Here is a 14876-nt window from a genome sequence, read left to right as displayed (position 1 = left end):
TCAAGCCCGCTGGGGAGTGGGGCCGGGAGACAACTCCGGCGCCCGGTCGGTGTCCCGGCGTTCGGCTGCCCGGGTTCTGGCGGCCTTCGTCCACGAGGAGATCCAGGCATAGCTGCCCCGGATCGCGCAGACGAGCGTGAGCGCGAAGAACAGGGTGTAGACGATGTCGACGGCCATCATCAGCCCGTACACGGTCGCGACCGACGCGCCGAACATGAATTGGACGCGCGCCGGGAACGGTGTCGTCCCTGGGTCGGTGATCATGTAGTTGGTGAACAGGATGAAGGCGGTACCGGTCATCGTGCCGAGCGCGGCGACCAAGGCGACGTCGAACACCGCGTGCCGGACCAGGGCCTGGATGACGAATCCGCCCAGCCAGCCGACGATCAGCGGTATCCGGCCGACGAGCGTGGCGTTGATCACCGAGCCCGCGACGAGCAGCACGAGCGGGACCGCGATCCGGAACATCGTGTTGATGTTCTCGCCGAATTCGTAGGGCGGCGCGATGCTGACCCAGGTGCTGAAGAACAGCAGCGCCATCGTGATCCCGAAGTTGGACGGGTTCATGAAATGGCGCATGCGCCCGGCGAACGGGGCCTGGAACACATACTTGCTGGTGATCGCGGCCGCCACCGCGAAAAGGACCGGCCAGAATTGATTGTTGGCATAGAGCAGCATGTTCACGGCCAGGGCGGTGATATGGGCCGGTAGCAGGAACTCGTACACACCGCGGGCTCCGTGACCGAGGAATCGCGGTGCGGTGCTACGCGACCACGCGGTGATCCATTCGAAAACCAGGTCGATCGCATAGGACACCAGGAGCGCCAGAATGGGCCACAGCGGTGGTTGTTCGAAGCCGAGCAAGGTATAGCCGATGATGTTGAGCACGCTGAGCGAGATGGCGAAATTCCGGAGGGCCAGATAGCGCACATCCTTCTTCACCGGTGGGGTGTCGGGCTTGCGGTCGCTCGGTGTCGTGCCGTTGGTAGTAGGCGGTACGACTGCGGGCGCGGTCGCGGATTTCTGATCGCGAAGGCTTTGTTTCCGGTTGAGCAGAGTCATGGTTTCGTGATCCCCTCGGCGATCTCGGTGGCCGTGTCGGTGAGCATCAGCGTGTGTGTGCCGGGTGCCAGCTGGAGTGTCTGGTGGTGCGGGACGCCGGCGGTGTCGAGCCATTCGAGGTCGGCGGAGACCGGGGTGGTGGCGGTGCCGAGTCCGAAGTGAACGTCGAAGCTGCGTTTGCCGCTGTGCCCGCTGCCGCCGTCGAGTTGGCTGCGCATGACCTGGCCGTCCGCGGTGCGTACCGTGACGACCGCGTTGTAGGCCGGCTGCGCGGCGCCGCTCGCGGCCGTCCCGGTGGCCGGCTGCGCCGGTCGGCACAGCCGCAAGGCCAGTGAGTTACCCAGGTGCGGCGAACGATTCGCGAAGAACGCGGGTGGGCCCCACTGGCGGGCGACGGCGAAGTCGAGTTTGCCGGTGCCGGTGGTGTCGCCGATGGCGACCCCGCGCGTCGGTATCGGCGCGTTGGTGCCGACCTGCTCGGTGATGTCGACGTACTTGCCGTCGTTCCCCTTGGCGTACAACGCCATCGGGTGCCTGCCCGCGATGTCGTCGCCCGGGGTCACCCGTGGCCACATGCCCGGGTCGTGCAACACGACGTCGTTGGTCGTCGCGAGTTCTTGCAGCCAGGGCCAGCGATTGCTGCTGCCGCTGCCCTGGACGAACCCGGTGGTCTGGAGCACGTCGAGGGTGCCGGAGTTGCGCAGATCGGCGGCTTTCATGTCCCAGCCCCAACCCGTCCAGGCGAGTCCGAGTTGCTGGGCCTGCTGCGAGAACGGCGCGTGCCCGGCGGTGAGTTCTCGACGCATTTCTTCCGGCGTGGTCGTGTCGTTGCGCCAGACGAAATTGCTTTCCTGGATACCCCACGCGGTGGTGATATTGCTGACCACCATGTCGAATTTCCCGCGCTTGTACATATCGGCGAAATCGACGCCCATACCTTTGAACGAGTCATTGCCGAGGACGAACGATTTGGGGTCGGTCCAGGTTCGGTTGCCGGTCGCGGTGGTGAATCGGATAGTGCCCGGCTTCGACTGGTTGAGCAGCAGATGATCATGGCCGAAGTCGTTGCCGACATAAAGCTCGGGAATCAGATCACCGGTCAGGTCGCCCGCGCCGAGGGCAAGGGTCCAGCCGGTGCTGACATCGATCGGGATCGCGTCCTTCTGCTCGATGTATTTCGGCCTGCCGGTGGGGTCGTTGCCGGTCCAGCGGAATACGCGCTCGCCCGCGGCGTTCTTCGCACTCGACATCGAATCGTTCATGACGACGTCGGGACGCCCGTTCGGGTCGAGGACCCCGGAGTTCGGGAAATAGTTCCCGAAGACGATGTCCGGACGGCCGTCACCGTCGAAGTCGGAGATCGACACGGCGTTGGTGTTCCAGCGTTCGCCTTGGTACTGACCTTCCGTGGTCCCCGACGGGATCACCTCGGTCGGAACGTATTTCGGCGCCGGATCGGTGCCACCCGGCTGGTGGAGGAACATGATCGGCGTTCGGCCCCAGTAGTAGACGAGCAGATCCATTCCGCCGTCACCGTTGAAATCGCCAGGGGCACAACCCATCGGCGCCATCGTCGAATCCATCGCGATCGGGTCCGGCCGGAGCACGAACGGCGTGAACCGGTCGGCCGCGGCCGCGGTCGGCGTATAGGTCACGACCACCGAGTCGGTGCGGGTGTCGACGATGCACATGCCATCGGATCGCCCGTGCCCGACCAGATCGTTGATGGCGATCGACGCGCCCACCGAGGAGATCCAGGAGCGAATGTTCTGATACGCCGGATTCACCTCGCGCACCGATTTCGCCGACAGCTGGTCGTATCCGGGCGGCATGGCGATCGGCATGGACTCGAACTTGTAGTCCTCGGCCACGGTGGCCGGATCTTCGGTGGCGACCTGCGCTTGCGCGATCAGAAAGGTGGACGCCAACAGCGCCACCGCGCCGATCGCCGGCGCCAAGGCTCGCATTCGGATCTTCATGATTCGGCCTTCGCGGTTGGTTCCGGGGCTACGGAAGCGGACGGGTCGGGTGGCTCTGCGGTCAGGCAGCGTTGTCGGATCCGCTCGCGCCAGACCTCGAATCCAGGCCGGCCGTTGATCGTCAGGTCGCCCGGCCGGGTCTCGATCGCGATCGCGGCCGCGTCGTCGACGTGCCTGCCGGTGAGGATCGCCACGGCGGCTTCGGTATTCGGCTGCACGATGCGGGCACGGGAGCGGGCTTCGGCGGCGAACGTCGCGCCTTGGCCGATGTCCTGGTGATAGGCCGACGCCCGGTCGCGCAACGTGGCGAGCTCGCCGGCGGTGGCGCCGCCGGCGTAGGTCGCCGCCAGGCCGAGTCCGGCGAACAGGTCCGGCCGCCGTTCGGCCGCGAACCCGTCGATCAGCGTGCACGCGGCCGCCGGGTCGGCGCCCGAGACGAACCACAGCGCGCGCCCGATCCCCTGATCGATCGCGCGCGGCACATAGCGGGGGTGCCGGGTCGACACGACGGGCGGAGTCGGGTCAACATACTGTCGTTTTACGTAGCGATCGGTGTCGAAATAAGCCTGGTGGAATCCATAGCCGTCCAAGGCGAGCCACATCAGGACCGGATCGGTCGACCCGGTCAGCGCCGCTCGGTGCAGTCGCCGGGGGAGCCTGGCCAGCGCCCAGCCGACGCCCACGTAGATCATGTAAAGGTGTTCGCCTGCTGCGGTGATGAAGTCGGTTACGTGGTGGTTGTGACCGATCGGCAGCCCGTCCCGGATCGCCAGCGCCATCGCGGCTCCCTCGAACGCGAAACCCCTTCGCTCACTATCGATTTCCGACAACAATGCCGCTGTCTCCGCTGCCGTGCCGCGCTCGGCGCCGACCCCGAATCCTTCGAGGAATGTTGCGCCTGCCATCTCCAAACATGCTGCGGCATGGGGATTTCGGGCGGGAAAGCCGCGAACCTTCAACGTTGCCTGCCGGACGTCCGGCGTCAAGATCTTCCGGCGAAGCCCACCCAATGCGGAGACCATCTGGAGTCCTCCTTCGCAGAAACGTGTACTCCAGATTGACATCCGGCCGCGTCTGGGGCTTCTCCCTCGTTGCTCAATCTACGAAATGGAAGTATTCTACCGTCCAGTTGAATCAATCAATCACGGTGGCGAACTGAGCCGCCGTCGGGCACTCCGCTCGCCTGCCACGCCGCATCGGGGCTACGGGGCTTGCGTCGGGGATACCGGGCAAGGGGGTGCTGAGCAGGAGTGCAACCCCCTGCGGAAATCGACGGCTTCACTTACCAAGCATTCATCCCGCAGCCGAAGGGCCATCGGCGGCCGGTCAGTTCCACATCCTCGGCAGCGGCCATGTTTCGTTGCCGAAAGCACAGGCGCGGAAGGTCTTACTTTCTGCGGCCGGCTCAGGCATTCTGGATTGTTTTGAGTTTGGAGAGTTCGTGTCGGATCATATCGATGACAGCATCAAGTACATGTGGGAAAACTGTGGGCAGCAGGTTACCTTGGACGATCTCGCCGATGTCGCAAAATGCAGCAAGTTTCACTTCGTCAGACGGTTTCGTGCGGAAACCGGCTGGTCCCCGGCTCGGTTTCTCGCGGCAATCCGCCTGGCCCGCAGCAAGAAATTATTGGCATCGACCTCGATGCGGGTCTCCGAGATCTCCTATGCTGTCGGGTACCTCAGTTACGGGACATTTACGTCGCGGTTCACCGAAGCGGTCGGACTGAGCCCGTCCCAGTATCGCCGCTACGTCCGCGGCGAGCGGGTCCCGCTGAGATGGTCCGAACAACACGCCAACTGTGGCAGGGAATCCAGTACTCCGTTATTACGCGGCAAATTATCCGACCCAGGGGGAGCCGTAGTCGGCCGCCGGTACATGAGTATATTCTCCGCGGCCAACCCGATGACGTCGGCTGCCGCGTTGCTCATTGTCACCGATCAAGGGGCATTCAGTATCAGCTGTTTACCGCCCGGGAAATGGATTGCGCGGGCGATCGCGGTCTCGACCGTGCGCGACGACGGAAATCACCGGGTTACCCGAGATGTCCGCGTCGGCATCTGTGAGTTCCGGCTCCGGGAAAACGATCGACTCGAAATCGGTATCACCCTGCGGGAACGGACGATTCGTACCGCACCCTTCTTGCTGGCGCTGCCGCAGCCCTGAGCCGCGCCACATCCGGCCCCGCGACGCGCGACCTCGTGCGGCTCCGGGACAGGTGTTCGCGGAATCGCCACGGCGTCATCCGAGAGATGGGATTCTGAAACAGCAAGGGAGAGAACAGGGCTCAGCGTCGAGTCGGGTGGCTGCGGCGCGACGCCGCAGCCGTCGCTGGTCGTGCAACTGCCGCGCTGGTCCGCGGGTGCCGCTGTCATCTCGTCCGCTGTCCGTGCGGTAAAGAACGGAGATATCTGTGTCCAGCCAAAAACATGTGGACTCATCGATCGAGCAACCCGACGGTGGACCTCGCCCGGCGCCTATTCGCCGGCGCACCCGCGCCTTCTGGTTCGGGCTCGCCGCAACCACTCTCGGTACCGCGCTGCACTTCCCGATGTACTGGGAGTCCAGGCACATGGGGTATCACATGGCCGACATGCCCATGGACGCATCGATGATCGCAGGCATGGCGCTGATCGTCGTCGGTCTCGTTGTCACCGCCTACGGCCTCGTTCCGGTTGGGGCACAACGGGATCAGGTGGCGAACCTGCGGGTGCGCGCGCTCGACGACGCTCCGATCAATCGCGTGCACGTGATCCTGTTGCTGGTGATGGCCGCGGCGATCACCATCGACGTGATGAAGCCGACCACGCTGGCCTTCGTCGTGCCCGGCGTCGCCAAGGAATACGGTCTGAAGACCGCGACCAATCCCGGCGGCGGGCTGCCCGCGGCTCTGTTGCCGCTGGTCGGCATCTCCGGGACGGTGATCGGCTCGTTCCTGTGGGGTTGGCTCGGTGATCGGATCGGCCGTAAGGCGGCGATTCTGCTGGCCGGGGTGTTTTTCGTGGCGACCTCGGTGTGTGGTGCGATGCCGAGTTTCGAGCTGAATCTGCTGATGTGCCTGATCATGGGCATGAGTGCGGGCGGCATGCTGCCGATCGCGTTCACCCTGCTCGCCGAGACGATTCCGGCTCGGCATCGCGGTTGGTTGATGGTGTTGATCGGCGGTGACATCGCGGGCGCCTACATCATCACCAGCTGGCTGTCGGCCACCATCGGCGACAGCTACGGCTGGCGGGTGATGTGGCTGATCGGGTTCCCGACCGGGCTGCTGACCATTCTGCTCACCCGGTGGATCCCGGAGTCGCCGCGCTTCCTGCTCGCGCTCGGGCGCCGCCGGGAGGCCGAGGAGGTCCTGCGCGTCTACAACGCGTCCATCATCGAGGTCGAAAACTCCGAACTCGCAGTCGAATCCGGGGTCAAGGGCGGATTCCGCCGCCTGGTGCAGCCGCCGTTCGGCGGGATCACCACCGTGCTCGTGTTGGTCGGTCTCGGTGTCGGGCTGGTCGTGTACGGCTTCCAGCTCTGGCTGCCGACCAACCTGCGCCAGCTCGGGTACAGCGGCGTCTCGGCCGATCAGATCCTGCGTGACTCCGCGCTGATCGGCTTCCCGCTCAATTTCCTGGTCGCCTACTGCTATCACCGCTCGTCGAAGTGGACGATGGTGATACTCAGTGCGCTGCTTGCGGTTTCGCTGTTCGGTTTCGTCGTGCTCGGTGACCGGGTCGCGGACAGCAAGGTCCTGCTGTACGCGCTGCTCATCCCGCCGATCTGGGGCGCGAGCTCGGTGGTGGCGGTGCTCGTCGCCTACGGCGCCGAGGCGTATCCGACCCGAATACGTTCCCGCGGCACCGGTTTGGCGGCAGGCATGAGCAAGGCGGGCGGCATCATCGTGATCGCCCTCGTGGTGTTCGCCGTTGCGGCGCCGTCGATTTCGATGACCGCCCTGATCAGCGCCATCCCGATGACCATCGCCGCCGCAGCGGGCATCGCCTTCCTGGTCGAGACCCGCCGCCGCCCGCTGGAGGAGATCACCGCCGAAGAACTGCGTGCCATCGCCTGACCCGCAACCGAATTCGGATCCATCGGCTGCGGCACCTATGGATAGACGTGCATCCAGCCGATCTTCAACAGCCATAGCGCGACCCCGCAGAGGGCGACATAGATAACCAGCCAAGGCAGGGAGGAGAGGCTCTTTCTCATCAGGTCTCCCGTCCCGCCGGTAGGTCGGCTCCGCTTCGGCGAATATGCACCGCTGTCGCCCACATCCGTTGCAGCACAGAGAGATTGGACCTCTGCCGAGCACAGAACGTCGCGATGCCGATAAGGATATCAAGGCAAAACCAGCCGCACGCCGAATTCAACCCACCTGGGCCCGAACCTCGAATTATCGAATCCCAGATCGTACCGAGGTCACAATAAACACACTGTCCGACAACGAATCAACGCCGAATTCGACCCGCTACGCTAGGAATTGAAACCGTTGCATGACCGTCGGTAGAACTGGCCAAACCGACACCGCCCGTGGCAATTTCATAGTATCCCTATATGCGCTAGAGCGTTCCACTCGGCGCACTGGCAGCCGAATTCGGAGCTAATCGCGGGTACCGTCGCGCAGGGAATGGATCATGTTCTGCAAGATCCGGTGCGCGCCTGACTGTTCGGTCTCGGTCAAGCCGGCCAGCATTCTGATCTCGACGGCGCGGACCGCTGCGCTCGCCTGCTCGAGTTTGCGCCGGCCCAGGGGGGTGAGCCGGGTGGGTAGAACCTTCCCGACGGGTGCCGCCGCGGGTCTGGTTACGTGGCCCTGGCGTTCCAGGGCCTGGAGCAACACGTTCATCGTCTGCCGGGTCACGAACGCGCCGCGCGCGAGTTCGGAGTTCGACAAGCCCGGTCGTTGCGCCAGCAGTTCGAGGCAGGAGTAGTGCGTCACGCTCATGTCGAGCGGCCGCAGCACCTCCTCCATGGCCACGCGCAGCGCGCTCGACGCCTCTTTCAGCAGGTATCCCAGTGACGTCTCCAGTTCGACGCCGACACCGTCTTGACTCATGTCAGTATTCTGACATAGATTGATCCGTGTCAGAAGACTGACACGCAAAGAAGGAGCACATCATGCCCGTTACCGGCCCCGACTTCATCTCGCTGCAAGCACGCGACCTCGAAACTTCACAGGCGTTCTACGAGCGATACCTCGGTCTCGTCCGCTCACCCGCCGGCCCCCCGCACGCCGTCGTCTTCGAGACGAAGCCGATCGCATTCGCCCTCCGCGACCTCGTCACCGGCACCGACCTCAGCTCCGCCGCGCACCCCGGCATCGGCGCCGCGATCTGGCTGCACGCCACCGATGTCCAAGCCATCCACGACGCCCTCGAAGCCGACGGCCACCCCATCGTCGCCGCCCCCATCGACGGCCCCTTCGGCCGCACCTTCACCTTCGCCGACCCCGACGGCTACCAGATCACCCTCCACGACCGCACCTGACCCGCGACCCGTTGAGGCAGACTGGGTGGTGTTGTCGGATCGGTCGAGGATGGTGGAATGGCTGCGGTGGATGGTGCGCTCGACGCACTGATCGATACGTATTGCGCGGGCTGGAGCGATCCAGATCCGTTGCGGCGGCGGAAGTTTCTCGGCGAGGTGTTGGCGGAGGACGCGACGTACACCGATCCGACCGTCCACACCGTCGGGATCGATGAGTTGGCTGCGCATATCGATAGTGTGTTCGTGCAGCAACCCGGGATGCGGATACTACGGGTCAGCAATGTCGACGCGCATCACGAGATGGCCAGGTTCGGATGGCGGCTGGTGCAGGCGGATGGCACGGCATTGCCGGATGGCGTGGATTTCGTGGAGATCTCAGCGGAGGGGCGAATCCGCCGGATCGTCGGATTCTTCGGCGGGTTGCGCAGCATCTGAGAACTACCGCATCAATCGGTACAGCAGCCACAGTGCCAGCGCGACCGGCGTGAGGACCGCGGTGATCAGGATTCCGGCGAACATTCCGTAGCCGTGCGGATCGAAGGCCAATCCGGTGATGCTGAGCAGGGCCTCGCCGACGAGCAGCACGATCAACGCGACGGTCACCGCGAACGCGCCGAGCACGACCTGCCGGAGCACCGTCCGCAAGGTGCCCGGGCGGCGACCAGCGCTGTTCGGCTCCGCGGGCGGCATCACTTCGGGTCGGCGGTGCAGACGGTCAGAAACGACTTCTGGTTCTCCCGTTGGACTTCCGCCGCATCCATCCAGCCGCGCGGTGCGAACAGGTAACTCCCGGCCGGGTGCTGGGCCGACTCGCGCAGGATCTGGCCGACGTCGGCCCTCGCTCCGTAGGCCTCCGGGCCGTCGACGGAGAAGTTGAGCGACTCGGCCTTGGTCCAGTCGTAGCCGGCGGGCAACGGTGTCTGGAGCTGGAAAGGCCCATCGGGCGCGGATCCGCCCGCGGTCCGCAGCAGGTCCATCCGCTCCACCGGCACCCCCGGCAGCGGCGCGGTCCACCGCTGCTGCGTGCTCTCCTTGGTGCCGGAATCGAAGATCAACGTCACGCCGGTGACCCCGGCACACGGCGTGCCCGTCCACAGTTTCAGCACGCCGTCATCGACGCGGAACCCGGCCGCCGGCGGCAGCGACGGCGCGAACTGCGCCTTGGTGTCACACGCCGCGGTCACCGCCGCCACAAGCAAGGCAGCGCAAGCGACTTGCGGCCACTTAATACCCGCCATCGGAAAGCCCCGCGTCTTCCTCGGTCTCGTTGCCGCCGGTGACCTGCTCCCACACGTAGGAGGCGAGGAACTTCGTGTAGCCTTCCTCGGCCCATTGCTGGGAATGGCGCTCCTCGTGGTGCAGATATCGGTCCAGGTCGAGTTTGCCCTGGTACGGGCCTTTGTCATTTTCGTACCACGCGTGGCCCGACCTCGCCACCTCGCGAATCTGCTGCGCCGGATCTTTTGTGTCATCGACGTTCAGCATGAACGTGTCGCCCCAGGTCGTTCCGCCGTTTTTGCTGAACTGGTCCTGGATGAGGTTGCCGCCCAAGCCCATCATCATGCCGTTCGGGGTGGTCACCAGCCGCCCACCGTTGCCGTGCACGAATCCGACATCCTCGTTGTAGCTCCAGTCGTTCTTCTGTTGCCGTTCGGTGATGCGCCGCAGTTCCGCGGAGCTGTACGGGGTCGGTGCGAAGTCGGTCGATTCGCCTTTGCCGTAGTCGGTGCCCGCGTTCAAGATGTAGGTCATCCGCACCGCCTTGGCGGCGTCGTCCCCGCTGATGTTGGTCGGCATCAGGAAGAACGACTTGAAGATCCCGTCGCCGTCGGCGTCCTCGCGAATCTCCTCCATTCCCTCGAGGATCTTGAAATCTTCCGGCGTGATGTGGTGTTCGGCGATGATCTGCTTCATCGTGTCGAGCGAAACACCCCGGCGCACCGCGTTTTCGAGCCACTGCCGGTAGTAGCCGGACACCGGCGGCCCGGTCAGCAACCCGGCGTCGCGCAGCGCCTGCTCCAGCTCGGCTACTTGGGCGTCGATCTCACCGCCTTTCCTGGCACCGTCCAGGGTGGTCGCGCCGTGGTCGCTGATCTTGCGATCCTGCGCGAGTTTCATCACCGCGGCGAGGCCGGCGTCGATGTTGTGCGCGGTGGTGAGTATCGCCTTGGTTTCGGTGATCAGCTGTTGCCGGATGGTTTCGCGGTGGCGCCGGGTCTCGGCGCGGTCTTCGGCCTCGGTCCGCGACTTCGGCGGGGGATCGGCAGGCTTGTTGTCCACGATCGAGCCGTCGGCGGCGATGCCGAACTGATAGGTGTCGGCGAGGGCGTCGTTGTTGGCGACCCGGGTCTTCAGGGCCGACACGTCGTCCGAAACATCTTGCAGCGCCCGCTCGACGGCGGACAGCTCCGCGATCAGGATCTCGGCGTTGTTCCGCGTAGTGCCCAGCGAACCGCGTGCTTTGTCGCTCGCAGGACCGTGCCATTCGGGCAGCCGCCGGGCGTCGTCGAGCTCGTCCTGCAACCCGATGAGCTTGTCCCGCCGCCCACGCAGGTTGGTGGCCGACGTATCGAGGGCCCCGTCGTCCCACTTGCGGACGTCTTCATAGCTGATGGTCATGGCCCGAACGCACTTTCGGCTTCTTTTTCATTGTCGGCGTACAACTGGGCGGCCGACGCGACCGTGCCGCTCCACTTGCCGATCTCCTCCGCCCACCCCTTCGCCCGCTCGTTGAACGTCGACGCCAGCGTGGGCGCGTTCTTCGCCGCGTCCCCACCCGGCAATGCGGTCGCGATCGCGTCCAAGCCGGTACCCGGGTCCACCACCTTGGCCTGGCTCTCGGCGGATCCCGCCGCCTTGGCCGCATCCCGCAGCTGACTGATCTCGACCTCGAACCCGCTCATCGCCCGCGACCGCTATCCCTGAGCCCGGTGGCGATGATCATCGACGAGCTGGCCTGCATCTTTTCTTCTGACACCGAAATCTCCCCGGGCGCACCATCAATGAGTGGTGTAGTGCGTAGACGCAGATGGTATCGCCCATCGAGATCGACATCTGCCCCCGATTCCGGGGGCTCCACGGCCGGGTTCCGGTCAAAGATGTTCTGCCGGAAGACTGTTGACGAGCCGAGATCGGTTCTCGGCGGCAAGATTTCGTCGATACGGTCGGGGGCGGCCAGCGCGACCGCACCCCCATATCCGAGATCAGGCCGGGGTGTACTCGACCGCGACGTCGACGATCCAGGTGACGCCGAAACGGTCGGCCAGCATGCCGAAGGCAGGCGCCCACTGGGCGGGCCCGAACGGCTCGATCACGGTCGCGTCCTCGGCCAGGCCCGCCCACACCGGGGTGACCTCGTCGACGCTGTCGCCGCGAACGGAGAGGAAGAACCGCTCTTCGGTAATCGTGGTCCAGTTCTCGCGGCGCGTGCTCGGAGCGGCCGGCCCGATGGGTGTGTCTTGCCCGGGCACGTCATAGGCCATCACCCGAAAGCCGTTGTCCGCTACGACCTGACCGAACACGACGTTCGTCGCGCCAGGCAACTCGGCAGGCATCCCGAAATCGGCATACGTGGCAATAGTGAGCTGCCCACCGAACACCGACTGATAGAACTCGAGGGCTTCGCGAGCCTGTCCGTGGAAGTTCAGATGAGCAACAGCGTTGAGCGACATGGTGTTCCAGTCCTTCGCGAGTGGTTTTGTCGCCGGCGACTTCCGGCGACGAAATCCACGATGTCACCAGTAGCGGTCAGAGAGTGTCCGCTATTTGCACAGGTGGGAACGTTGCCCGTACGCGAGTGCGATCCGCGCTGCGGTGTCGAAGGTGTCGAGATCCTCCAGGCCCCGCGTCGATGCCGACGGGCAGGTCGACGCGGGATCCGGAACTATATTGTCGGACAGCGGGATTCGGCTGGATCAGGGCAATACGGTCGAGCTGATCCAATCGCGCACGGCGGCTTGATATTCCGCGGTATTCGGAGCCAGATTGACCGAATGCCCGCTGTTCGGAAGGACGAATGCGCGTAAGCGGGCGGCGGAGTTGAAGTACGGCGCTTCCTCGGCGGCCAGGGTCGCCGTGTTCGCACAGGCGTTGAGGCACAACCGATCCGAGCTTCCGTTCACGACCAGCACCGGGACGTTGATGGTGTTGGTGATCGGCGGCACCGTGGAGGTCAGTCCGTCGGGATACTCGGTGATCGCGAAGACGTCCTTGGTCGCCTCGTCGGTGGCGATCACCTGGGGATCGTCGCCTGCGCCGTGGAAATCGGCGGCGCGGGTTCCCGGCTGCGTCGTCAGATAGCCCGGGTCGTAGCCCTGCCCCGCGAACTTCGGATCCGACGTGGCCGGCTGATAGGTGGCGACGACCGCGGTCACGCCGACCACATCCAGGCTGTGCGAAAAGCCGGTGAGCAGAATGCCATCCACATCGTGATGGGCGCTCGCCTCATTGACGGCGATCCCGGAACTGAGCGAGTGCCCGCCGGTGATGACCTTGCCGAAAGTCTGCCCGCCCAACTGCCCTTGACGCAAGGCGCCGACGAGGCCGTGCAGGGCGACCACCGAGGTGGTCGCGGTCAGTAGCGCGCTCGGTGGCCTGCTGCTGGCGCCCGTGCCGAACCGATCCACGACCAGCGTCGCATATCCCGCATTGTTCATCGCCCGCCGAAAACTATAGGTTTCCGGATGGTACGGGAAATCCCAATAGGTGTGGTTGTAGTTCGAGCCGGGCAGCAACACCATGACCGTGTTCGTCGCAGTGCTCGGCATGCAGAGCGTCGCGGCCAGGTTTCCCAATAGCGGCTGCGGGAAGGAAATTGCCGAGCAGCCGCCCGGTGGAACGGATGGCTCGGCGTGCGCCACAGCGGGTGTGAAAAGCAGAACCGTTGACGCGACAATTGCTCGGATGGCGACTCGCATGACGGGGATCTCCCCTCGGAGAAACACGGGAAGGCCTGTGCCGCATTCCCGTTAGATCATTCTGGTGCGGGGAGATTAGCTTGCTAACCGGACCGACCGCTACGTCGACGGCCGAATCGAATTGCATTGTTGCGCAACGGAAACCGAAACCAGAAGATTCCACCCTCCGGCAAAAATCATATGGGCAGCAGAATTTCACGGATCGACCTCGGAAGCGTCGAGATCCGCGACAGCCCTATTTCTATGCCGGGGTGCGGTATCGAGTTGCCGCCGATACCGCACGTCAGCTGATCGCGATTGCTACTTCGCCTGCCCCAGGCCGAGTTCAGGAAGCAGCGTGAAGGTCCCGGGCGCGCTCGGTGCGGCGGGCTGGGGTTCCTGCGTCGCCTTCCCGGATCCGATGACGGTCGTGGTGAAGATCGGTGCCGGGGACGGATAGCACGACACCGGGACGTTGACCGCGAATGGGCCGGCCTGCGCGTTGACGACCATGGTCAAGCCCGGATTGGCGTAGCTGGTGCCGGCCAGCGTCGTGGTGATCGAGCCGGAATTGCCGGCCTTCACATTCACGGCGAGCGCGGGCAACGTGAACGTCGAACCCCCGGGCAGCCGGTCGGTCACCTTGATTGCGGCGTTGCCGCCGCTGGTGTCGATCGTCGCGCGAACGGTGCCGCCGGACAGCGACGAGGACACGTAGGTGGAGTTGGTGGGGAAGGGCGCGACCAGTTTCAGATCACGAACATAATTGATCTTGTATCCGCCCTGATTGGCCGGAATCTGCCCCTGGCCCGCGACCAGGTTGATGGCCACCGCGGAACCGGGCGACGCGGTAGCCGGAGCCGTGCCGTTGACCTGCATGGCCATCGTTGATTCTTGCGGAGATCCGATCGGCGGCTTCGCCTGACACTGGAAATTGACGGTCACCGGATCTGCCGAGGCGGGCCCCGCCAAGACGGTGGGCGCCAGTGCCAGTGCGGCAAGTCCCGCAATTGCGGATATGCGAACAGATTTTGCCGAATGTGTTTTCATTGCCATTCCTCGTGAATATTTCGGGCGCACGGACGACCGCAATGTGCCGGACGTGGCGGCGAGCAGTGAAATAACTAACCAGCCATCCGAAATTTGGATGCTTCTGATTGGTGCAATGATTATGTGCAGAGTGCACGGTGCAGATGAAGCAGGCTGACTGGGGATTTAACTGGGGAATGCCGCGGGAGTCTATACGGTATAGAAAACCGACCGGTGCTCGTGCCGCCCCAGGATCCATGGGCTTGACGTAGATCCATCCGGCAGCAACTACGGGCGCCCGCGCGGTTTGCGTGAAACCCACAGGGCGGCAAAGCCTTCCGGCAGAATCAAGCGGATTTTAACCCTCGCGCCGCCGCGTCCGGGCAGGGTATCCATATCTTCAGATCCGAAAATCGGACGATCGATGTTGTC

16 protein-coding genes are annotated in these 14876 nt (G+C 64.5%); 5 read left to right on the top strand and 11 right to left on the bottom strand.

Translation table 11 applies throughout. The features are described 5' to 3' along the window. The 3 genes from AB0M22_RS38475 to AB0M22_RS38465 are packed head-to-tail and all read right to left on the bottom strand — an operon-like array spanning position 1 to position 4063. Positions 1 to 1062, bottom strand: coding sequence for an enediyne biosynthesis protein (locus tag AB0M22_RS38475; RefSeq protein ID WP_364737424.1), 1062 nt, complete (start codon positions 1060 to 1062; stop codon positions 1 to 3). After that, entirely contained in the window at positions 1059 to 3041 is a 1983-nt protein-coding gene (locus tag AB0M22_RS38470; protein ID WP_364737422.1) for a CRTAC1 family protein, read from the bottom strand. The genes AB0M22_RS38475 and AB0M22_RS38470 overlap by 4 nt, the downstream gene beginning before the upstream one ends. Continuing rightward, positions 3038 to 4063 (bottom strand): DUF1702 family protein, encoded by a 1026-nt coding sequence (locus AB0M22_RS38465; protein ID WP_364737420.1) that lies wholly within the window; start codon positions 4061 to 4063, stop codon positions 3038 to 3040. The genes AB0M22_RS38470 and AB0M22_RS38465 overlap by 4 nt, the downstream gene beginning before the upstream one ends. Positions 4064 to 4482: 419 nt before the next feature. On the opposite strand from AB0M22_RS38465, the gene AB0M22_RS38460 reads away from it, so the two are divergent. Together AB0M22_RS38460 and AB0M22_RS38455 are read left to right on the top strand one after the other, a co-directional pair. Then, on the top strand, positions 4483 to 5208 hold the full coding sequence (locus tag AB0M22_RS38460; RefSeq protein WP_364737418.1) for a helix-turn-helix transcriptional regulator: 726 nt from the start codon (positions 4483 to 4485) through the stop codon (positions 5206 to 5208). Between the two features lie 247 nt (positions 5209 to 5455). Then, the gene (locus tag AB0M22_RS38455; protein WP_364737416.1) at positions 5456 to 7102 is read left to right on the top strand and encodes an MFS transporter; all 1647 of its coding nucleotides are present in this window, start codon (positions 5456 to 5458) and stop codon (positions 7100 to 7102) included. A 531-nt stretch (positions 7103 to 7633) separates the two neighbouring features. On the opposite strand, the gene AB0M22_RS38450 is transcribed toward AB0M22_RS38455, so the two are convergent. Next, positions 7634 to 8089 (bottom strand): MarR family transcriptional regulator, encoded by a 456-nt coding sequence (locus tag AB0M22_RS38450; RefSeq protein ID WP_364737414.1) that lies wholly within the window; start codon positions 8087 to 8089, stop codon positions 7634 to 7636. Between the two features lie 62 nt (positions 8090 to 8151). On the opposite strand from AB0M22_RS38450, the gene AB0M22_RS38445 reads away from it, so the two are divergent. Together AB0M22_RS38445 and AB0M22_RS38440 are read left to right on the top strand one after the other, a co-directional pair. Continuing rightward, on the top strand, positions 8152 to 8520 hold the full coding sequence (locus AB0M22_RS38445) for a VOC family protein (protein ID WP_364737412.1): 369 nt from the start codon (positions 8152 to 8154) through the stop codon (positions 8518 to 8520). Positions 8521 to 8577: 57 nt separating this feature from the next. Beyond that, positions 8578 to 8955, top strand: coding sequence for a nuclear transport factor 2 family protein (locus tag AB0M22_RS38440; protein WP_364737410.1), 378 nt, complete (start codon positions 8578 to 8580; stop codon positions 8953 to 8955). 3 nt (positions 8956 to 8958) lie between these two features. Here AB0M22_RS38440 and AB0M22_RS38435 read toward each other — a convergent pair whose 3' ends face one another. From AB0M22_RS38435 to AB0M22_RS38405, 7 genes are all read right to left on the bottom strand, one after another. After that, positions 8959 to 9156: a hypothetical protein gene (locus tag AB0M22_RS38435; RefSeq protein WP_364737408.1), complete on the bottom strand. Its 198-nt coding sequence runs from the start codon at positions 9154 to 9156 to the stop codon at positions 8959 to 8961. A 53-nt stretch (positions 9157 to 9209) separates the two neighbouring features. After that, a complete protein-coding gene (locus AB0M22_RS38430) occupies positions 9210 to 9704 on the bottom strand; it encodes a hypothetical protein (RefSeq protein ID WP_364737406.1) in 495 nt (164 codons plus the stop codon). Positions 9705 to 9744: 40 nt separating this feature from the next. Further along, the gene (locus AB0M22_RS38425) at positions 9745 to 11139 is read right to left on the bottom strand and encodes a hypothetical protein (RefSeq protein WP_364737404.1); all 1395 of its coding nucleotides are present in this window, start codon (positions 11137 to 11139) and stop codon (positions 9745 to 9747) included. Then, a complete protein-coding gene (locus AB0M22_RS38420) occupies positions 11136 to 11423 on the bottom strand; it encodes a hypothetical protein (protein WP_364737401.1) in 288 nt (95 codons plus the stop codon). Before AB0M22_RS38420 ends, AB0M22_RS38425 begins: the two co-directional genes overlap by 4 nt. A 300-nt stretch (positions 11424 to 11723) precedes the next feature. Continuing rightward, the gene (locus AB0M22_RS38415) at positions 11724 to 12191 is read right to left on the bottom strand and encodes a VOC family protein (RefSeq protein WP_364737399.1); all 468 of its coding nucleotides are present in this window, start codon (positions 12189 to 12191) and stop codon (positions 11724 to 11726) included. Between the two features lie 243 nt (positions 12192 to 12434). Next, the gene (locus AB0M22_RS38410) at positions 12435 to 13286 is read right to left on the bottom strand and encodes an alpha/beta hydrolase (RefSeq protein WP_364737397.1); all 852 of its coding nucleotides are present in this window, start codon (positions 13284 to 13286) and stop codon (positions 12435 to 12437) included. A gap of 450 nt (positions 13287 to 13736) precedes the next feature. Beyond that, positions 13737 to 14300: a hypothetical protein gene (locus tag AB0M22_RS38405; RefSeq protein WP_364737395.1), complete on the bottom strand. Its 564-nt coding sequence runs from the start codon at positions 14298 to 14300 to the stop codon at positions 13737 to 13739. A gap of 49 nt (positions 14301 to 14349) precedes the next feature. Here AB0M22_RS38405 and AB0M22_RS38400 point away from each other — a divergent pair, with 49 nt between their 5' ends. Beyond that, positions 14350 to 14622: a hypothetical protein gene (locus AB0M22_RS38400; protein ID WP_364737393.1), complete on the top strand. Its 273-nt coding sequence runs from the start codon at positions 14350 to 14352 to the stop codon at positions 14620 to 14622. Positions 14623 to 14876: the final 254 nt, after the last annotated feature.

Origin of the sequence: Nocardia sp. NPDC051756 (assembly GCF_040681495.1) — a bacterium.
In the GTDB taxonomy this organism is placed as follows: Bacteria; Actinomycetota; Actinomycetes; order Mycobacteriales; family Mycobacteriaceae; genus Nocardia.
Note: the sequence above shows the minus strand (reverse complement) of the source record. Positions and strands in the feature narration are given on the sequence as shown.

What these genes read in the sequence shown, in the direction of transcription:
- AB0M22_RS38475 (WP_364737424.1), bottom strand. Translation starts at nt 1,062, where the DNA reads ATGACTCTGCTCAACCGGAAACAAAGCCTTCGCGATCAGAAATCCGCG.
- AB0M22_RS38470 (WP_364737422.1), bottom strand. Translation starts at nt 3,041, where the DNA reads ATGAAGATCCGAATGCGAGCCTTGGCGCCGGCGATCGGCGCGGTGGCG.
- AB0M22_RS38465 (WP_364737420.1), bottom strand. Translation starts at nt 4,063, where the DNA reads ATGGTCTCCGCATTGGGTGGGCTTCGCCGGAAGATCTTGACGCCGGAC.
- AB0M22_RS38450 (WP_364737414.1), bottom strand. Translation starts at nt 8,089, where the DNA reads ATGAGTCAAGACGGTGTCGGCGTCGAACTGGAGACGTCACTGGGATAC.
- AB0M22_RS38445 (WP_364737412.1), top strand. Translation starts at nt 8,152, where the DNA reads ATGCCCGTTACCGGCCCCGACTTCATCTCGCTGCAAGCACGCGACCTC.
- AB0M22_RS38440 (WP_364737410.1), top strand. Translation starts at nt 8,578, where the DNA reads ATGGCTGCGGTGGATGGTGCGCTCGACGCACTGATCGATACGTATTGC.
- AB0M22_RS38425 (WP_364737404.1), bottom strand. Translation starts at nt 11,139, where the DNA reads ATGACCATCAGCTATGAAGACGTCCGCAAGTGGGACGACGGGGCCCTC.
- AB0M22_RS38420 (WP_364737401.1), bottom strand. Translation starts at nt 11,423, where the DNA reads ATGAGCGGGTTCGAGGTCGAGATCAGTCAGCTGCGGGATGCGGCCAAG.
- AB0M22_RS38415 (WP_364737399.1), bottom strand. Translation starts at nt 12,191, where the DNA reads ATGTCGCTCAACGCTGTTGCTCATCTGAACTTCCACGGACAGGCTCGC.
- AB0M22_RS38410 (WP_364737397.1), bottom strand. Translation starts at nt 13,286, where the DNA reads ATGCCGAGCACTGCGACGAACACGGTCATGGTGTTGCTGCCCGGCTCG.
- AB0M22_RS38405 (WP_364737395.1), bottom strand. Translation starts at nt 14,300, where the DNA reads ATGGCCATGCAGGTCAACGGCACGGCTCCGGCTACCGCGTCGCCCGGT.